The organism is Paracholeplasma vituli (assembly GCF_025446935.1).
Taxonomy (GTDB): domain Bacteria; phylum Bacillota_I; class Bacilli_A; order Acholeplasmatales; family UBA5453; genus Paracholeplasma; species Paracholeplasma vituli.
The window spans coordinates 1-2,940 of record NZ_JAOEGN010000029.1 but is presented as its reverse complement, the minus strand read 5'-3'; the positions used below and the strand labels follow the sequence as shown (position 1 = coordinate 2,940).

Sequence of the window (2,940 nt, the reverse complement as noted above, 5' to 3'; positions counted from 1 at the left end):
GAAGGATTAAGACAGTACAAATTAGCTTTAGAGATATGAAAGAACTAAGAACCGTAGGGACTACGGGGATAGCCTATTGAGTCACTGGTGGGTACACTGGTTTGGATAGGAAGCCCCCACTTCTATTAAGTGGTGGGTAGTTCACAAACTCTTAATAAACATGAAGAGTCAATCTAGGTACACCTAGACTGAGTCTTTCTTTTTTTCGTTATAGCCCATTACGATTTGATTACATTATGGAAAAAAGCCTTCAATAAGCCATTTATTGAATGTATAAACAAAAAAGTGGCTGTAACGAAATAAAACGTTAGTCCCCAATAACAAAAAAGCCACTCTGGAAGCCCAGGGTGGTTTTTTGGTATAATCGAAGTATGCAAAAACCCGAATTAATACAAGGATATCTTAACCCAAAACAGTTAAAATTACCACTATCATTTGAAATAAAAATACCATTTGATAGTGAAGCGAGAACATTTGACGAAGTATTTAGGAGGATCGATTTTAGACAATACATCATAGACGAATCGAACGTAGGACGAATCGGGTATAATCCAGTCAATATGCTCAAATTGATACTGTTTTGTATGATGGAAAACATCACGACATTAAGAGAAATGGAAAAGCGCGGCGAAGAACGATATTAGAATCATGTGGTTAACAGACGAGCTGAAGCCCAGCCACCAAACAATCAATCAATTCATGAAAGAACGACTAAAAGGAAACATCGAAGACATCTTTCATGAAATCAATCGATATATTATCAATAAAGAACAAATCGCAGTAGACAAACTATACATAGACGGAACGAAAATTGAAGCGAACGCGAACAAGTACACATTTATATGGAAGGGTTCAATCGAGAAGTACCGTGAAAAATTATACAGAAAGATTATGAAACAACTAGAAAAGATGAATGAGAGGTATCAAGAAACAGGTATCATTTTCCTGTAAGTGAGATATATGAGACAGAAACGCTGATGAAGATTGTGCAGTATCTAGAAGGCGAAGTTAAACAAAGTGAGATGTCATTTGTATATGGAAAAGGAAAAAGGAAAACGGATTTACAAAGAGATTATGAAAAGACGGTAAGTTTAAATTTGGTAAATAAGCATTTAAGCTTAGTACAGTGTACCAGGCTTTTATTTTGAATTTATATAGATAATTAAGACAATGAAAATATCATAGAGTAATTTTGAAAGAAATCTACAAATAAAGTGATATCATAGAGCATATTTAATAGAAATTGGGTGTTAAAATGGATTCATGGAAAAAAACAGTAGGCATATTTATGATTAGTCAAACGGTCTCTTTATTGGGTTCGATGTTGGTCATGTATTCGATTATGTGGCACATAACACTTCAAACCAAATCTGGACTCATGATGACCATTATGGTGATGTGTTCATTTATTCCTTCGTTATTAATCACCCCTTTCGCAGGTGTTTGGGCAGATAGATTGAACCGAAAAATGTTGATGATTACAGCAGACTTCGGGATTGCGTTCGTAACACTGATTATCGCGATTCTATTCTTTTTTGGTTATCGTGACATTTGGATTTTATTTGTCGTATCGATTGTAAGAGCGTTTGGACAAAGTGTCCATCAACCTGCAGTATCGGCAGTCTATCCTCAGATAGTACCAGAAACACACTTAATTAAAGTCCAAGGGATTGCTCAAGGTATTCAGTCCTCTTCGATGGTATTGATGCCGCTATTAGCTGGGCTTTTACTATCTACCATCCCCTTAGAATTCATCATGATGATTGATGTTATTACAGCTGCTATCGCAATCATGATCCTATTTGTTGTTAAGTTACCGAAACACGAAGCAGAACTTAAAACCGCTCCAATTGATTATTTTGAAGATATCAAACGTGGAATCCACTACGCATTCAACCATAAATTTATATTCAAAGTGTTACTATTTGGATTCTTATTCATGTTGATGGTAGCTGCCCCTTCATTTTTAACCTACTTACAAGTTGCGCGCGTGTTTGGTGATGAGGCGTGGCGCTTGTCTACTTTAGAAGCCATCTTTGGTACAGGGATGTTATTAGGATCGTTAGTCATCTCGGCGTGGGGTGGATTTAATAACCGTTTGATCACATTCTTCCTAGCTTATATCATGATTGGTTTAGGTACCATCGGTATGGGAATTCCATTCAATTTCGCATTCTATATCGGATTATGGGGATTTATCGGATTCTTCATTGCCATCAGTAATCCAATTTTGGTTGGACTTATTCAAGAGAAAGTGGATAAAGCCTATATTGGTCGTGTGTTTTCGGTATTTGGTTTGATCAACACCATTAGTTTACCTCTAGGTATGTTGTTGTTTGGACCTTTATCCGATGTGGTAGATATATCATTAATCATTTTGGGTAGTGGAATCGGGATGGTCCTTATCGCGATAGTCCCACTATTTAGTCAAAGTTTATTAAAAGAAGGTTTTGTCATTGAGAAACCAACTACCTAAAGCGGGCAACCGCTTTTTTCTTTTTCAAAGTATTATTAAGACAAATTCAGTCGAGATTGAAAGTGCTATTTAGTTTACAATGAAAATGGGTGAGATCATGGATCCTCAAAAAGAAATAATCAATCGTTTGCAAACGTATATTGAAGACCATTAAGATAAACCAATCACCTTTTTGATGTTATCTGGAGAAGCCAATTATTCGTCTTGATATGTGGATAAATTATTCAAGAAACATTTGAAAAAAACCCAATGAATATATCCAAGAAAGGCGATTAACATTGGCTGCTTTAAAACTATGAGATGAACAACCCAAAATCATCGATGTTGCTTTAGAGTTCTTATTACGCCAAACAAGTATCCAGGTTTGGATGGACAAGATTTGTTTCATTCTTGAAGTATAAGTTAGAAACACAAGGTAAGACCCTAATGGTGATGGATAAGTGGTATCCATCCTCAAAGACCTG

The 2,940-nt window shown here is 35.9% G+C and carries 4 protein-coding genes; all 4 read left to right on the top strand.

Annotation, left to right across the window (positions count from 1 at the left end):
* Window positions 1-371 precede the first annotated feature (371 nt).
* On the top strand, window positions 372-644 hold the full coding sequence (locus N7603_RS08865) for a transposase (protein ID WP_262097068.1): 273 nt from the start codon (window positions 372-374) through the stop codon (window positions 642-644).
* Window positions 645-699: 55 nt separating this feature from the next.
* The gene (locus N7603_RS08860) at window positions 700-951 is read left to right on the top strand and encodes a hypothetical protein (RefSeq protein ID WP_262097067.1); all 252 of its coding nucleotides are present in this window, start codon (window positions 700-702) and stop codon (window positions 949-951) included.
* Window positions 952-1,288: 337 nt separating this feature from the next.
* On the top strand, window positions 1,289-2,476 hold the full coding sequence (locus N7603_RS08855) for an MFS transporter (protein WP_262097066.1): 1,188 nt from the start codon (window positions 1,289-1,291) through the stop codon (window positions 2,474-2,476).
* A gap of 390 nt (window positions 2,477-2,866) precedes the next feature.
* A partial coding sequence (locus tag N7603_RS09135; protein WP_444850873.1) for a hypothetical protein occupies window positions 2,867-2,940 on the top strand: 74 nt, incomplete at its 3' end.

Coding starts and splice junctions, on each gene's coding strand:
- N7603_RS08865 (WP_262097068.1), top strand. CDS start 372: ATGCAAAAACCCGAATTAATACAAGGATATCTTAACCCAAAACAGTTA.
- N7603_RS08860 (WP_262097067.1), top strand. CDS start 700: ATGAAAGAACGACTAAAAGGAAACATCGAAGACATCTTTCATGAAATC.
- N7603_RS08855 (WP_262097066.1), top strand. CDS start 1,289: ATGATTAGTCAAACGGTCTCTTTATTGGGTTCGATGTTGGTCATGTAT.